Genomic DNA, 14,486 nt, shown 5'->3' on the forward strand with positions numbered 1-14,486 from the left:
GCGTCGCTCTCACCCCCAAGCATTTAACTGAATTGTTGCCCGCCGAGGACACATGATGAACGACGAAATGAACGCCCAGGACGATCAGGCACTGGCCGACGAATGGGCTGCGGCCCTGGAAGAGACCGGTGATGGCAGCCAGGCTGACATCGACGCGCTGCTGGCCGCCGACGCTGGCGCCGCAAGCTCCAACCGTCTGCCGATGGAAGAGTTCGGCAGCGTGCCGAAGAACAACGATCCGGTGACCCTGGACGGTCCGAACCTGGACGTGATCCTCGACATTCCGGTGTCGATCTCGATGGAAGTGGGCAGCACCGACATCAACATCCGCAACCTGCTGCAACTGAACCAGGGTTCGGTGATCGAGCTCGATCGTCTGGCCGGCGAGCCGCTGGACGTGCTGGTCAACGGCACCCTGATCGCGCACGGCGAAGTGGTAGTGGTCAACGAGAAGTTCGGCATCCGCCTGACCGACGTGATCAGCCCAAGCGAACGCATCAAGAAGCTGCGCTGAGTGAAACGGTTTCTCTGGGCATTGCTGGCATTGCCATTGAGCGTGCTGGCCGCCGAGCCGTCGACGGCGACCACCGTGCCTGCTGCCACCGCGCCGATGGTCAACAGCGGCGTGGCCGGGCAATTGACGCAACTGGTGTTCGGCCTGTTGCTGGTGCTGGGCTTGATCTTCTTCCTCGCCTGGCTGCTGCGCCGGGTGCAACAGTCGGGGCCGGCGGGCAAGGGCCAGGTGATCGAACTGATCGGCTCCCGCGCGCTCGGTCCGCGTGACCGGTTGATGCTGGTGCAGGTCGGCAACGAGCAGATTCTGCTCGGCTTGAGCCCTGGCACCATCACGGCGCTGCACGTGCTCAAGGAGCCGGTGCAAGTGCCGAGCAGCAGCGAAAAAGCGACCCCGGAATTTGCCCAGCATCTGCTGAAGATTCTCGGCAAGGATCAGAAGGATAAGAAGTAATGGGTGCGCTACGCATCGTCTTGACGCTGGCCCTGATGCTGGCCGCGCCGCTGGCATTCGCCGCCGACCCGTTGTCGATTCCGGCGATCACGCTGGGCACCAACGCCGACGGCGCGCAGGAATATTCGGTCAGCTTGCAGATCCTGCTGATCATGACCGCCCTGAGCTTCATTCCGGCGGCCGTGATTCTGATGACCAGTTTCACCCGGATCATCATCGTCTTCTCGATCCTGCGTCAGGCCCTTGGCCTGCAGCAGACGCCGTCGAACCAGATCCTCACTGGCATGGCGCTGTTCCTCACCATGTTTATCATGGCCCCGGTGTTCGATCGGGTGAACAACGACGCGCTGCAGCCGTATCTGGCGGAAAAACTCACCGCGCAGCAAGCGGTGGAAAATGCTCAGGTACCGATCAAGGACTTCATGCTCGCCCAGACCCGCACCAGCGATCTGGAGCTGTTCATGCGTCTGTCCAAGCGCACTGACATTGCCACCCCGGATCAGGCGCCGCTGACCATTCTGGTGCCGGCGTTCGTCACGTCCGAGCTGAAAACCGCATTCCAGATCGGCTTCATGATCTTCATTCCGTTCCTGATCATCGACCTGGTCGTGGCCAGTGTGCTGATGGCGATGGGTATGATGATGCTCTCGCCGCTGATCATTTCGCTGCCGTTCAAGATCATGCTGTTCGTACTGGTGGATGGCTGGGCGCTGATCATCGGCACCCTGGCCAGCAGCTTCGGAGGTGTTTCGCCATGACGCCGGAAGTCGCGGTCGATATCTTTCGTGAAGCCCTTTGGCTGACCACCTTGATGGTCGCGATTCTGGTGGTGCCGAGCCTGTTGGTCGGTTTGCTGGTGGCGATGTTCCAGGCGGCGACGCAGATCAACGAACAGACCCTCAGCTTCCTGCCGCGTCTGCTGGTGATGCTGGTGACCCTGATCGTCGCCGGTCCGTGGATCGTGCAGACGTTCATGGAATACATCATTCAGTTGTACAAAAACATTCCGATGGTCATCGGCTAAGCCATGCAATCGCTGCTTCAGTTGACCGACACCCAGATCAGTACCTGGGTGGCGTCGTTCATGTTGCCACTGTTTCGCGTCGCTTCGATGCTGATGGTCATGCCGGTGTTCGGCACCACGCTGGTGTCGCGGCGAATACGCCTGTATTTCGCCGTGGCCATCACCGTGTGCATTGCCCCGGGGCTGCCGCCGATGCCGGACGTCAGTCCGCTTGCTCTCAGCGGCTGGTTGCTGATTGCCGAGCAGATTCTGGTCGGTGCAGTGCTGGGGTTTTCCCTGCAGCTGTTTTTTCAGGCGTTTGCCGTGGCCGGGCAGATTGTCGCGATCCAGATGGGCATGGGTTTCGCCTCGATGGTTGACCCGGCCAACGGCGTCTCGGTGGCGGTGATCGGTCAGTTCTTCACCATGCTGGTGACCTTGCTGTTCCTGTCGATGAACGGCCATCTGGTGGTGTTCGAAGTGCTCACCGAGAGTTTCACCACGCTGCCGGTCGGCGGCGGGTTGATGACCGCGCAATACTGGGAGCTGGCCGGCAAGCTTGGCTGGGTTCTCGGGGCGGCGTTGTTGCTGGTGCTGCCGGCGGTCACTGCGCTGCTGGTGGTCAACATCGCGTTCGGCGTGATGACCCGCGCCGCGCCGCAGCTGAACATTTTCTCCATCGGTTTCCCGCTGACTCTGGTACTGGGCCTGTTCATCGTCTGGGTCGGCCTGGCGGACATCCTCAATCAGTATCAACCGCTGGCCAGTGAGGCCTTGCAGTTGTTACGCGAACTGGCACGGGCGCGCTGAGCCATGGCAGAGAGCGAAAGCGGTCAGGACAAAACAGAAGACCCCACGGACAAACGGAAAAAGGACTCTCGTGAGAAGGGCGAGATTGCCCGCTCCAAAGAGCTCAATACCCTCGCCGTGATGATGGCCGGTGCCGGTGCGCTGCTGGTGTTCGGGGGCATGCTGGCCGAAGACCTGATGGAGCTGATGCGCCTGAACTTCACCCTCTCGCGCGAAGTGATCATGGATCAGGGCGCCATGGGCAGGTTCCTGTTGCAGTCGGGCCAGATGGCGCTGTTGGCAATCCAGCCGATCATGATCACCCTGTTGCTGGCGGCGTTGATCGGGCCGATCTCCCTCGGTGGCTGGCTGTTTGCGGCCGGCTCCATGGCGCCCAAATTCAGCCGGATGAACCCGGCCGCGGGCCTGAAGCGGATGTTCTCGTTCAAGGCTGTGGTCGAACTGCTCAAGGCGCTGGCCAAGTTTCTGATCACCCTCGGGGTGGCGTTGGTGGTGTTGTCGGCGGATGTCGATGATTTTTTGCGGATCGCCCACGAGCCGCTCGAAATGGCGATCATTCACAGCGTCACGCTGGTCGGCTGGAGTACGTTGTGGCTGGCCTGCGGCCTGATCATCATCGCCGCCGTCGATGTCCCGGTGCAGCTCTGGGAAGCGCACAAGAAACTGCTGATGACCAAGCAGGAAGTGCGCGACGAGCACAAGGATCAGGAAGGCCGGCCGGAGGTCAAGCAGCGCATCCGCCAGACCCAGCGCGAGATGTCGCAGCGGCGGATGATGGCGGCGATTCCCGACGCCGACGTGGTCATCACCAACCCGACCCACTACGCCGTCGCGCTCAAGTACGACTCGGAGAAGGGCGGCGCGCCGGTGTTGCTGGCCAAGGGCAGTGACTTCCTCGCGCTGAAGATCCGCGAAATCGCCGTCGCCAACAACGTCATGCTCCTCGAATCGCCGGGGCTGGCGCGCTCGATCTACTACTCCACCGAACTCGACCAGGAAATCCCCGGCGGCTTGTACCTGGCGGTCGCTCAGGTATTGGCCTACGTCTACCAGATCCGCCAGTTCCGCGCCGGCAAGGGCAAACGCCCGGACCCACTCAAGGACGATTTGCCGATCCCGCCGGATCTGCGGCGCGATTCCTGACGTTTGCCGTGATCAAAAAAAACCGCCGCCCCGAACAAACGGAGCGGCGGTTTTTTATGCCAGACCCAAAGATATTTCGGCTCCTGCCGCAATCATTGTGGTGAGGGGATTCAGCGAGACGTCGCACCGCCCCGATGGGCTGCGCAGCAGACCCAAGGCCTGTCGCTGCAATCTGTCAGAAATACCGCGAGCTCGGGTTTTACGACTGCTGCGCAGCCGAGCGGGACGGTGCGACGATTCGACAAGCTCCCTCGCCACAGGTTCTTGTCTGCCTTCTTGGCCCGGCAATTCCAGATTATCCAGCGCCCGATTCACCGCCAGCTCGCCACCTGACCCAATGAAAATTCTACTTCTGCCGCAGTCATTGTGGCGAGGGAGCTTGCTCCCGCTGGGCTGCGCAGCGGCCCTAAAACCTGTCACTGCGATCTTTCAGGAATACCGCGAGCTCAGGATCTACGACTGCTGTGCAGCCGATCGGGGATGAATCCCCTCACCACAGGTTCTTGCCTGCCTTCTTAGGCCGACAATTCCAGATTATCCAGCCCCGATTCACCGCCAGCTCCCCACCTGATGACCCCAAGCAGTCATTGTGGCGAGGGAGCTTGCTCCCGCTGGGCTGCGCAGCGGCCCTAAAACCTGTCACTGCGATCTTTCAGAAATACCGCGAGTTCAGGGTTTACGGCTGCTGCGCAGCCGAGCGGGAGCGAGCTCCCTCGCCACAGTTTCTCGTCTGACTTCTCAGCCCGGTAACTGCAGGTTATCCAGCGCCCGGTTCACCGCCAGTTCGCCGAGCATGATCAATTGCGCAATGCCCAGCAGCGTCCTGCGTTGCGACACCGGTATGAGGTGGGCGAAGTCATTGGCGATGGTTCTGGCTGAGGCGAGGGTTTCGCAGGCGTCGGCCAGCAGTTCCTCGTTCTTGAAGTCTGCGGTCACGGCGTACATCGAGCGGGTTTTACGTTGAATGGGCGTGGCGCCGGGCGCGCAGAGGTAATGGTCGAGGGCGCGGTCGGCGGCTTCGTGGAGTTTTTTTGAATCGAGGGATTCGTAGGGGGAGGTGGCGTCGGTTTCGGGTGGGTTGGGTGTTGGTTTGATCATGGTGAAGCTCCTTTGAGGTGGAGCCGCTACAACCTGTCGCTAAACAGGAGGGGTGGCGGCTGTACGCAGGTTAGCGAACCGGTCAAAGGCACCCGGCAGACCCGAAGGTCTCCCGCATACAGCCACCATGACGAAATCGCGAAAATACAGATCCGCAACGAAGCCTGGAACGCTGATGCACCTTTGAGTTGAGTTCGAGTCGCTAAACCCGATCGCTGATTCGTCAGCGACCGGTCCACAATAGAACCCGACCCCAAGGCGCACAAGCCGGCGGATTCTGGCTTGGCTGTAGGCAATGGCGCAAGGATTTGTAGCCTGGAAGACGTGTCTGGAGGTGTCTTTTAAACACCTGAGCTTAAAAGGCGATTTGCGCTGACTGCACTGACCCCTTCGCGAGCAGGCTCGCTCCCACATTTGGAATGCATTTCTACTGTGGGAGCGAGCCTGCTCGCGAAGAGGCCATCCCGGCCAGCCAAAAAATCACGGTTAAACGCCTCTGTTTCAATCCCTGGCAAAAGTTGGAAGGCTTCTTGCAGTAGCCGCCGTGCGCCTGCTTCGGGCGTCAAAAGTTTGCTTTAAAGGAACGGGGAAAACCGGTGGATCGCTCTCAGTTATTCAACACTGCTCGCTCGAATGTTGCCGACCTCAGTCGAGGCAATCTGGGCGTGCCGTTGTTGCTGCTGGTCATGCTGGCGATGATGATGTTGCCGGTGCCGCCGTTCCTGCTGGACGTGTTCTTCACCTTCAACATCGCCCTGTCGATCGTCGTTCTGCTGGTCTGCGTGTACGCGCTGCGGCCCTTGGATTTCGCGGTATTCCCGACCATTCTGCTGGTGGCCACGCTGCTGCGGCTGGCGTTGAACGTGGCCTCGACGCGGGTGGTCATGCTCCACGGTCAGGACGGCCACGCCGCCGCCGGTAAGGTGATCCAGGCCTTCGGTGAAGTGGTGATCGGCGGTAACTACGTGGTCGGTATCGTGGTGTTCGCGATCCTGATGATCATCAACTTCGTCGTGGTGACCAAGGGTGCCGGGCGGATTTCCGAGGTGAGTGCGCGCTTCACCCTCGATGCGATGCCCGGCAAACAAATGGCGATCGACGCCGACCTCAACGCCGGTCTGATCGACCAGAATCAGGCCAAGGCGCGCCGTCAGGAAGTCGCGCAAGAGGCCGAGTTCTACGGTTCGATGGACGGTGCCAGCAAATTCGTCCGTGGTGACGCCATCGCCGGCCTGCTGATTCTGTTCATCAACCTGATCGGCGGCATGGCCGTCGGTATCTTTCAGCACAACATGACCTTCGCCGACGCGGGCAAGGTTTACGCCTTGCTGACCATCGGTGACGGTTTGGTGGCGCAATTGCCATCACTGTTGTTATCGACAGCGGCAGCGATCATGGTGACCCGTGCTTCCGGTTCGGAAGACATGGGCAAGCAGATCAATCGGCAGATGTTCGCCTCGCCCAAAGCCTTGGCGGTGGCGGCCGGTCTGATGGCTGTCATGGGCTTGGTGCCGGGCATGCCGCACTTCTCGTTCCTGAGCATGGCCGCGCTGGCGGCCGGTGGCGCGTACCTGTTCTGGAAAAAGCAGAACGTCGCCAAGGTTCAGGCGCTGCAGGAAGTTCAGCGTCAGCAGGAACTGCTGCCGTCGCCGGCCCGCGCCATGGAAACCAAGGAGCTGGGCTGGGATGACGTGACGCCGATCGACATGATCGGTCTTGAGGTCGGTTACCGCCTGATCCCGTTGGTGGATCGCAATCAGGGCGGGCAGTTGCTGGCGCGGATCAAGGGCGTGCGCAAGAAGCTCTCGCAGGATCTGGGCTTCCTGATGCCGACCGTGCACATTCGCGACAACCTCGATCTGGCGCCGAGCGCCTATCGCCTGACCCTGATGGGCGTGATCCTGGCCGAAGCCGAGATCTACCCGGATCGCGAACTGGCGATCAATCCGGGGCAGGTCTACGGCACGCTCAACGGCATTACCGCCAAAGATCCGGCTTTCGGCCTGGAGGCGGTGTGGATCGAAGTCAGCCAGCGTGCGCAGGCGCAATCGCTCGGTTACACCGTGGTCGACGCCAGTACCGTGGTCGCGACCCACTTGAACCAGATTCTGTACAAGCACTCCAGCGAGCTGATCGGCCACGAGGAAGTGCAGCAACTCATGCAATTGCTGGCCAAAAGCTCGCCGAAACTGGCTGAAGAGCTGGTGCCGGGGGTGGTTTCGCTGTCGCAGTTGCTCAAAGTGCTGCAGGCGCTGCTGGCCGAGCACGTGCCGGTGCGCGATATTCGCAGCATTGCCGAGGCTATCGCCAACAACGCCGCCAAGAGTCAAGATACCGCCGCCTTGGTGGCCGCAGTACGCGTTGGCGTATCCCGCGCCATCGTCCAAAGCATTGTAGGCACTGACTCCGAGCTGCCTGTGATCACCCTGGAACCAAGGTTGGAACAAATATTGCTCAATAGTCTGCAGAAGGCAGGACAAGGCTCTGAAGAGGGCGTTCTGCTGGAGCCAAGCATGGCCGAGAAGCTGCAGCGTTCGCTCATCGAAGCGGCGCAGCGCCAGGAAATGCAAGGTCAACCGGTGATCCTGTTGGTAGCAGGCCCGATCCGCGCGATGCTCTCGCGTTTCGGTCGCCTCGCAGTCCCGGGGCTGCATGTGCTGGCCTACCAGGAAATTCCAGACAACAAGCAAGTGACCATCGTTGCGACAGTAGGGCCCAACGGCTGAGGTAGTGGTTTATGCAAGTTAAGCGTTTTTTCGCCGCCGATATGCGTCAGGCCATGAAGCTGGTTCGTGATGAGCTGGGCGCTGATGCCGCCATCATTGGCAACCGCCGCATTGCCGGCGGCGTCGAGCTGACGGCGGCGCTGGATTACAAATTGTCGGCGCTGGCGCCACGGGTTCCGAACATGGAACTCGAGGACGAGCTGCGCAAGACCCAGTCGCGCATCGTGACCGCCCAGGCCGAACTGAGCCTGCGTGGCGAAGCCGACGGCAACACCAATCGCCAGTTGTTCGCCGGGCTGCCGTTGACGGCCGGCCTGCCGCTGACCGCTGCCGAACCGTTGAGCGAACCGACTTACGCCGCCCCGGCGCGTCCGGCTCCGGCACCTGCACCGGCGGCCGCTGGTGTCGATCCGCGAGCGCTGGATTCGATGCGTTTCGAACTGAACAGTCTGCGTGAGCTGATGGAAGTGCAGCTCGGCACCCTGGCCTGGAATCAGTTGCAAGGCAGCCGTCCGGCACAAGCCAATCTGTATCGCCGTCTGCAACGCATCGGTCTGTCCGGGCCGTTGTCGCGCGATCTGCTGGCGATGATCACTGACATCGAAGAGCCGCGTCAGGCCTGGCGCATGCTGCTCGCGCATCTGGCGCGAATGATTGCCGTACCGGAAGTCGAGCCGCTGGAAGAGGGCGGGGTGATTGCCATGGTCGGTCCGGCCGGCATGGGCAAGACCACCACCCTGGCCAAACTCGCTGCGCGCTACGTGCTCAAGTATGGCGCGCAGAACGTGGCGCTGGTCAGCATGGACAGTTTCCGTATCGGTGCCCAGGAACAACTGAAGACGCTGGGGCGGATTCTCAATGTGCCGGTGACCCACGTCGATCCGGGCCAGTCGCTGGTTCAGGCGCTCGACCCGCTGCTGCGCAAGCGCGTGGTGCTGATCGATACCGCCGGCTTGCAGGCCAGCGATCCGGCTTTGCGCATGCAGCTGGAAAGTCTGGCCGGGCGTGGCATCCGTTCAAAAAATTATCTGGTCCTGGCAACCACCAGCCAGAAACAGGTTCTAACCGCCGCTTATCACAGTTACAAGCGTTGCGGGCTTGCCGGCTGCATCCTGACTAAACTGGATGAGACGGCCAGCCTTGGCGAAGTGTTGAGCCTGGCGATCAGTCATGAACTGCCGGTCGCGTACCTGACCGACGGCCCACGGATTCCGGATGATCTGCATCTGCCGCGCCGTCATCAGTTGGTCAGCCGCGCCGTCAGCGTGCAAATGCAGGAAGAACCCAGCGAAGAAGCCATGGCTGACATGTTCGCTGATATCTACCACAGCCCGACCAAGCAGGTTGGCTGAGGTAATGAACCGTTTTTGTACCTACATCGATGGTCTGCCATGCATTGTTCCGGTTGAGAACGCGCAGCCAGTAATGTGGCCTCCGTCTATGCAAGACAAGGTAAAGAAATAACATGGGCAGCATGCATCCCGTACAGGTGATCGCGGTGACCGGCGGCAAAGGTGGCGTCGGCAAGACTAACGTGTCAGTGAACTTGTCTCTGGCGCTGGCAGAGCTTGGCCGTCGGGTCATGCTGCTGGACGCCGATCTGGGGCTGGCGAACGTTGACGTTCTGCTGGGGCTGACCCCCAAACGTACCCTGGCCGATGTGATCGAAGGCCGCTGTGAGCTGCGCGACGTGTTGTTGCAGGGGCCCGGCGGGATTCGCATCGTGCCGGCCGCTTCCGGCACCCAAAGCATGGTGCACCTGAGCCCGGCGCAACATGCCGGTCTGATTCAGGCCTTCAGCGACATCGGCGACAATCTCGATGTGCTGGTGATCGACACCGCTGCGGGTATTGGTGACTCGGTAGTCAGTTTTGTCCGCGCCGCCCAGGAAGTGTTGCTGGTGGTCTGCGACGAGCCGACCTCGATCACCGACGCCTACGCGCTGATCAAACTGCTCAACCGCGACTACGGCATGAACCGCTTCCGCGTACTGGCCAACATGGCGCAGAGCCCGCAGGAAGGGCGCAACCTGTTCGCCAAGTTGACCAAGGTCACGGATCGCTTCCTCGACGTCGCCTTACAATACGTCGGCGCCGTGCCGTACGACGAAAGCGTGCGCAAGGCCGTGCAGAAGCAGCGAGCGGTCTATGAAGCCTTTCCGCGTTCCAAGTGCGCGCTGGCGTTCAAGGCGATCGCGCAGAAGGTCGATACCTGGCCGCTGCCTGCCAACCCGCGTGGTCACCTGGAGTTTTTCGTCGAGCGCCTCGTGCAGCAAACAGCAGGGCCTGTGTTATGACCGCGAGCGGTATGAACTACTACAAGAAGTCGGCACGTGACGCGCAGTACGAGTTGATCGAGCGTTACGCGCCACTGGTCAAGCGCATTGCCTATCACTTGCTGGCGCGCTTGCCGGCGAGTGTGCAGGTTGAAGACCTGATTCAGGCCGGGATGATCGGCCTGCTCGAAGTCTCGACCAAATACGACGCCAGCAAAGGCGCCAGTTTCGAAACGTACGCGGGCATTCGAATCCGCGGCGCGATGCTCGATGAAGTGCGCAAAGGGGATTGGGCGCCACGCTCGGTTCACCGCAATACCCGTATGGTCAGCGACGCAATTCGCGCAATTGAAGCTAAAACCGGCCGTGATGCTAAAGATCACGAAGTTGCGGCCGAACTCCAATTGAGTCTCGACGATTACTACGGGATTTTGAATGACACCCTGGGCAGCCGCTTGTTCAGTTTCGACGACCTGTTGCAGGACGGCGAACACGAAGGGCTGCACGAGGATGGCGCCAGTGCTCATCTTGAGCCGTCACGCGATCTGGAAGACGAACGCTTCCAGGCGGCGCTGGCGGACGCGATTGCCAATTTGCCGGAGCGTGAGCGACTGGTGTTGGCGCTGTACTACGACGAAGAACTGAACCTCAAGGAAATCGGTGAAGTCCTTGGCGTCAGTGAATCGCGGGTCAGCCAGTTACACAGCCAGTGCGCGGCCCGTTTGCGGGGGCGTTTGGGGGAGTGGCGAGCGCGCTGAAGGCAGTGTGGGGACACTGCGAACGAGGCTGGTGCGGTGATGAACGGCACCGGTCTCGCTCTGTTGTGCTCCAGACAGTCTTCGAGTGCTGCGCCGATTGATTGAAGTGGCGCGTCCAGGTGCTGGGCGCGTTTAAGACTGCTTGGAGGTCGAATTGAACAAAGACATGAAAATCCTCATCGTTGATGACTTCTCAACGATGCGGCGGATCATCAAGAACCTGCTGCGCGATCTCGGGTTCACCAACACCGTCGAGGCCGACGATGGCACTACCGCCATTCCGGTGCTCAACAGCGGCAGCATCGACTTTCTGGTAACAGACTGGAACATGCCGGGCATGACCGGTATCGACTTGCTGCGCCACGTGCGTGCCGATGAAAAACTCAAGCATCTGCCGGTGCTGATGGTGACCGCTGAAGCCAAGCGCGAGCAAATCATCGAGGCCGCTCAGGCCGGTGTGAACGGCTACGTGGTCAAACCTTTCACGGCTCAGGCGTTGAAAGACAAAATCGAGAAGATTTTCGAACGCATCGGCTGATGACGCGCGGGGGAGCTATGGAGCATAACGAATCTTCACAGGGCGATTTCGAGTCGACCCTGAAAAAACACGCGGTCGAACTGGTCGAGAGCCTTGAAAAAGGCAGGTTCGGCGACGCTGTGCAACTGATCCATGAGCTCAATCAGACCCGTGACCGCGGCCTGTATCAGGAAGTGGGCAAGCTCACACGCGAACTGCACAGTGCGATCGTCAACTTCCAGATCGATCCGCACATGCCGCAGGCCGAGGAAGTGTCGCAAATCACCGACGCCACCGAACGCCTGGGCTATGTGGTCAAGCTGACCGAAGCCGCGGCCAACCGCACCATGGATCTGGTGGAAAGCGCCACCCCGGTGGTCAATGGTCTGGCTGAAGAAGCCCAAGCCCTGAGCACCGATTGGGGCCGCTTCATGCGTCGTGAAGTCGGAGCTGAAGAGTTCCGTGAGCTGGCGCGCCGGGTCGACGGTTTTCTGTCACGCAGCAGCACGGACAACCGTGCGGTGTCGAGCAACCTGAATGACATCCTGCTGGCTCAGGATTACCAGGACCTCACCGGTCAGGTGATCAAGCGTGTGACCCAACTGGTCACCGAAGTCGAAAGCAATTTGCTCAAACTCGTCCTTATGGCCAGTCAGGTTGACCGCTTTGCGGGCATCGAACACGACCGCGCCGCGATGCTTGCAGAAAAAGATCCACAAAAACATCTCTCGCAGGGTGAAGGTCCGCAGATTCATGCCGATAAACGAGAAGACGTTGTGTCCGGTCAGGACGATGTGGACGATTTGTTATCCAGCCTCGGGTTCTAGTGTTTTGGAATTTTAGGTTTTTTGGGTTTTTAGACCTGTAGGAGCACCCCATTAATGAGCTTCGGCGCCGATGAAGAGATCCTTCAGGATTTCCTGGTTGAGGCCGGCGAGATTCTTGAGCAACTGTCCGAACAACTGGTCGAGCTGGAAAGCCGCCCGGATGACGCAGATCTGCTCAACGCAATTTTTCGCGGTTTCCACACTGTAAAAGGGGGCGCCGGCTTCCTTCAGCTCAATGAGCTGGTGGAGTGCTGTCACATCGCCGAAAACGTGTTCGACATCCTGCGCAAGGGTGAGCGTCGCGTTGATGCAGAACTGATGGACGTGGTGCTTGAAGCACTGGACGCGGTGAACAGCATGTTCAGCGAAGTCCGTGAACGTGCACCGATCACGGCGGCCACCCCGGAACTGCTGGCCGCGCTGGCGCGTCTGGCCGAGCCGCAATCGGCCGACGAAGCCCCGGCTTCGCCGGTGGCCGAGATGATCGAAGAACTGGTCGTCGAAGGCGATTCGAACGATTCGGGCGACATCACTGATAATGAATTTGAACAACTGCTGGATTCGCTGAACGCCGTCAAGGCCGAAGCCGAAGCCCCGGCCGCTGCTGCGCCTGCGCCGGCTGCCGATGCGGCCGCCAGCGATGAAATCACCGACGCCGAATTCGAGTCGTTGCTCGATCAACTGCACGGTAAAGGCCAGTTCGCGCCAGACGCCGTCGCACCGACTGCGGCTGCTCCGGCGGCACCGGCGGCGGGCGACAGCTCGGACATCACCGACGACGAATTCGAAGCACTGCTCGATCAGTTGCATGGCAAGGGCAACTTTGCCGTGGAAGCGCTGGAATCTGCTATCGCCTCGGCACCGGTTGCGCCTGCCGCACCGGCGGCCGCCGCTGCCGGCAGCGATCTGATCAGCGATCACGAATTCGAATCGCTGCTCGACGAGTTGCACGGCAAAGGCAAGTTCACCGACGTTGGCGCCGCTACTGCAGGCACCGCGTCGACCGTGGCTGCGCCTGCCGCCAAGGCCGTCGCCGCTCCGGCTGCTGCGCCGAAGGCTGCGCCCAAGCCTGAGCCGAAAGCCGAAGCGCCAAAACCGGCCGCTGCTGCTGCACCGGCTCCGGCCCGTGCTGCCGCTGCTCCGCCGCCGGAAAAACCGGCGAGCGAAGCCGAGACCACCGTGCGGGTCGATACCGCGCGTCTCGACGAAATCATGAACATGGTCGGCGAACTGGTGCTGGTGCGTAACCGTCTGGTGCGCCTGGGTCTCAACAGCGGCGACGAAGCCATGTCCAAGGCCGTGTCGAACCTCGACGTGGTCACGGCTGACTTGCAGACCGCGGTGATGAAGACCCGGATGCAGCCGATCAAGAAGGTCTTCGGGCGCTTCCCGCGTCTGGTTCGCGACCTGGCACGTCAGCTGAAGAAAGAGATCAACCTGGAACTGGTGGGTGAAGAAACCGACCTCGACAAAAACCTGGTCGAGGCCCTGGCCGACCCGCTGGTCCACTTGGTGCGTAACGCTGTCGACCACGGCATCGAGTCGCCGGAAGAGCGCGAAGCCTCGGGCAAGGCCCGTGGCGGTCGCGTGGTGCTGGCAGCCGAGCAGGAAGGCGACCACATCCTGTTGTCGATCTCCGACGACGGCAAAGGCATGGACCCGAACGTGCTGCGTTCGATCGCGGTAAAACGCGGTGTGATGGACAAGGACGCGGCCGATCGCCTGAGCGATACCGAGTGCTACAACCTGATCTTCGCCCCGGGTTTCTCGACCAAGACCGAGATTTCCGACGTGTCCGGCCGCGGTGTCGGCATGGACGTGGTGAAAACCAAGATTTCCCAGCTCAACGGTTCGATCAACATCTACTCGACCAAGGGCCAGGGCTCGAAGATCGTCATCAAGGTGCCGCTGACGCTTGCGATCATGCCGACCCTGATGGTGATGCTCGGCAATCAGGCGTTTGCGTTCCCGCTGGTCAACGTCAACGAAATCTTCCACCTCGACCTGTCGACCACCAACGTGGTGGATGGCCAGGAAGTGGTGATCGTGCGGGACAAGGCGCTGCCACTGTTCTACCTCAAGCGCTGGCTGGTCAGCTCCGCCGCTCACGAAGAGCAGCGCGAAGGCCATGTGGTGATCCTTTCGGTGGGCACCCAGCGGATCGGCTTTGTCGTCGATCAACTGGTCGGCCAGGAAGAAGTGGTCATCAAGCCATTGGGCAAAATGCTGCAGGGCACTCCGGGCATGTCCGGCGCCACCATCACCGGTGACGGCCGCATCGCGCTGATTCTCGATGTTCCAAGCATGCTCAAGCGTTACGCGACGAAGCGTATTTGAATCCGGGGCAGCGGGGCGACGACGT

The 14,486-nt window shown here is 60.8% G+C and carries 14 protein-coding genes; 13 read left to right on the top strand and 1 reads right to left on the bottom strand.

Going from position 1 to position 14,486, the window contains the following annotated elements:
* Nucleotides 1–55 precede the first annotated feature (55 nt).
* Genes fliN through flhB form a run of 6 tightly spaced genes read left to right on the top strand, consistent with a single transcriptional unit; the run spans nt 56 to nt 3,923 of the window.
* A complete protein-coding gene (gene fliN / locus LOY52_RS07675; protein WP_003222891.1) occupies nt 56–514 on the top strand; it encodes a flagellar motor switch protein FliN in 459 nt (152 codons plus the stop codon).
* Nucleotides 515–967, top strand: coding sequence for a flagellar biosynthetic protein FliO (fliO, locus tag LOY52_RS07680; protein WP_007966250.1), 453 nt, complete (start codon nt 515–517; stop codon nt 965–967). It abuts the gene before it with no gap.
* Entirely contained in the window at nt 967–1,725 is a 759-nt protein-coding gene (fliP, locus tag LOY52_RS07685; RefSeq protein WP_258678965.1) for a flagellar type III secretion system pore protein FliP, read from the top strand. The genes fliO and fliP overlap by 1 nt, the downstream gene beginning before the upstream one ends.
* On the top strand, nt 1,722–1,991 hold the full coding sequence (gene fliQ, locus LOY52_RS07690) for a flagellar biosynthesis protein FliQ (RefSeq protein WP_007920026.1): 270 nt from the start codon (nt 1,722–1,724) through the stop codon (nt 1,989–1,991). Before fliP ends, fliQ begins: the two co-directional genes overlap by 4 nt.
* A 3-nt stretch (nt 1,992–1,994) precedes the next feature.
* Entirely contained in the window at nt 1,995–2,780 is a 786-nt protein-coding gene (gene fliR / locus LOY52_RS07695) for a flagellar biosynthetic protein FliR (protein ID WP_027613914.1), read from the top strand.
* A 3-nt stretch (nt 2,781–2,783) separates the two neighbouring features.
* Nucleotides 2,784–3,923 (top strand): flagellar biosynthesis protein FlhB, encoded by a 1,140-nt coding sequence (flhB, locus tag LOY52_RS07700; protein WP_258678966.1) that lies wholly within the window; start codon nt 2,784–2,786, stop codon nt 3,921–3,923.
* Nucleotides 3,924–4,661: 738 nt separating this feature from the next.
* Here flhB and LOY52_RS07705 read toward each other — a convergent pair.
* A complete protein-coding gene (locus LOY52_RS07705; protein WP_258678967.1) occupies nt 4,662–5,021 on the bottom strand; it encodes a DUF6124 family protein in 360 nt (119 codons plus the stop codon).
* A gap of 596 nt (nt 5,022–5,617) precedes the next feature.
* On the opposite strand from LOY52_RS07705, the gene flhA reads away from it, so the two are divergent.
* From flhA to LOY52_RS07740, 7 genes are all read left to right on the top strand, one after another.
* Entirely contained in the window at nt 5,618–7,747 is a 2,130-nt protein-coding gene (gene flhA, locus LOY52_RS07710) for a flagellar biosynthesis protein FlhA (RefSeq protein ID WP_027613918.1), read from the top strand.
* 11 nt (nt 7,748–7,758) lie between these two features.
* The gene (flhF, locus tag LOY52_RS07715) at nt 7,759–9,099 is read left to right on the top strand and encodes a flagellar biosynthesis protein FlhF (protein ID WP_095139383.1); all 1,341 of its coding nucleotides are present in this window, start codon (nt 7,759–7,761) and stop codon (nt 9,097–9,099) included.
* Nucleotides 9,100–9,212: 113 nt separating this feature from the next.
* On the top strand, nt 9,213–10,043 hold the full coding sequence (gene fleN / locus LOY52_RS07720) for a flagellar synthesis regulator FleN (RefSeq protein ID WP_003222917.1): 831 nt from the start codon (nt 9,213–9,215) through the stop codon (nt 10,041–10,043).
* A complete protein-coding gene (gene fliA, locus LOY52_RS07725; RefSeq protein WP_003222919.1) occupies nt 10,040–10,780 on the top strand; it encodes an RNA polymerase sigma factor FliA in 741 nt (246 codons plus the stop codon). Before fleN ends, fliA begins: the two co-directional genes overlap by 4 nt.
* A 166-nt stretch (nt 10,781–10,946) precedes the next feature.
* Nucleotides 10,947–11,318: a chemotaxis response regulator CheY gene (locus LOY52_RS07730; protein WP_024012118.1), complete on the top strand. Its 372-nt coding sequence runs from the start codon at nt 10,947–10,949 to the stop codon at nt 11,316–11,318.
* A gap of 17 nt (nt 11,319–11,335) precedes the next feature.
* The gene (locus tag LOY52_RS07735) at nt 11,336–12,124 is read left to right on the top strand and encodes a protein phosphatase CheZ (protein ID WP_027613919.1); all 789 of its coding nucleotides are present in this window, start codon (nt 11,336–11,338) and stop codon (nt 12,122–12,124) included.
* A gap of 54 nt (nt 12,125–12,178) precedes the next feature.
* Nucleotides 12,179–14,461, top strand: a complete 2,283-nt coding sequence (locus LOY52_RS07740; protein ID WP_258678968.1) for a chemotaxis protein CheA — start codon at nt 12,179–12,181, stop codon at nt 14,459–14,461.
* Nucleotides 14,462–14,486 lie beyond the last annotated feature (25 nt).

This window comes from Pseudomonas sp. B21-051 (genome assembly GCF_024748795.1).
GTDB lineage: Bacteria > Pseudomonadota > Gammaproteobacteria > Pseudomonadales > Pseudomonadaceae > Aquipseudomonas > Aquipseudomonas putida_A.

Bases quoted from the DNA above. Each gene is read 5' to 3' on its own strand.
- fliN (WP_003222891.1), top strand. From the start codon at position 56: ATGAACGACGAAATGAACGCCCAGGACGATCAGGCACTGGCCGACGAA.
- fliP (WP_258678965.1), top strand. From the start codon at position 967: ATGGGTGCGCTACGCATCGTCTTGACGCTGGCCCTGATGCTGGCCGCG.
- fliQ (WP_007920026.1), top strand. From the start codon at position 1,722: ATGACGCCGGAAGTCGCGGTCGATATCTTTCGTGAAGCCCTTTGGCTG.
- fliR (WP_027613914.1), top strand. From the start codon at position 1,995: ATGCAATCGCTGCTTCAGTTGACCGACACCCAGATCAGTACCTGGGTG.
- flhB (WP_258678966.1), top strand. From the start codon at position 2,784: ATGGCAGAGAGCGAAAGCGGTCAGGACAAAACAGAAGACCCCACGGAC.
- LOY52_RS07705 (WP_258678967.1), bottom strand. From the start codon at position 5,021: ATGATCAAACCAACACCCAACCCACCCGAAACCGACGCCACCTCCCCC.
- flhF (WP_095139383.1), top strand. From the start codon at position 7,759: ATGCAAGTTAAGCGTTTTTTCGCCGCCGATATGCGTCAGGCCATGAAG.
- fleN (WP_003222917.1), top strand. From the start codon at position 9,213: ATGGGCAGCATGCATCCCGTACAGGTGATCGCGGTGACCGGCGGCAAA.
- fliA (WP_003222919.1), top strand. From the start codon at position 10,040: ATGACCGCGAGCGGTATGAACTACTACAAGAAGTCGGCACGTGACGCG.
- LOY52_RS07730 (WP_024012118.1), top strand. From the start codon at position 10,947: ATGAAAATCCTCATCGTTGATGACTTCTCAACGATGCGGCGGATCATC.
- LOY52_RS07735 (WP_027613919.1), top strand. From the start codon at position 11,336: ATGGAGCATAACGAATCTTCACAGGGCGATTTCGAGTCGACCCTGAAA.
- LOY52_RS07740 (WP_258678968.1), top strand. From the start codon at position 12,179: ATGAGCTTCGGCGCCGATGAAGAGATCCTTCAGGATTTCCTGGTTGAG.